We start from the raw sequence: 270 nt of genomic DNA, 5'->3' as shown, positions 1-270 counted from the left end.
CTTCCAGCCAAACACTTCCATTTTCGATAATAGACAGCTCATTCATCCGCTCACCGACTACAGGTGCCTTTGAACCGCCAGCCAGTGTAGCAAGCTGGCTGGCATGGCGAATCCATACAGGTTTGGTCATGGCTCTTACTCCTTCATCATTGGAATATGGACGCCTTTTTCCTTGGCGGTCTGAATAGCCAGATCGTAGCCGGCATCCACGTGACGGACGATGCCCATTCCAGGATCAGTAGTCAATACGCGCTCCAGGCGACGTGCTGC

The 270-nt window shown here is 53.0% G+C and carries 1 protein-coding gene and 1 pseudogene; both read right to left on the bottom strand.

Annotated features, from left to right (window positions below; genetic code table 11):
* A pseudogene (locus tag SB775_RS29815) lies at positions 1-130 on the bottom strand (imidazolonepropionase); the annotation flags it as partial.
* Positions 131-135: 5 nt separating this feature from the next.
* The coding region (locus SB775_RS29810) for a hypothetical protein (protein WP_410864853.1) at positions 136-270 on the bottom strand (135 nt) is incomplete at its 5' end.

The sequence above is a fragment of the Peribacillus sp. SIMBA_075 genome, assembly GCF_046534585.1.
The sequence above is the reverse complement of the archived record's forward strand: the minus strand, read 5'-3'. Positions and strand labels throughout refer to the sequence as shown.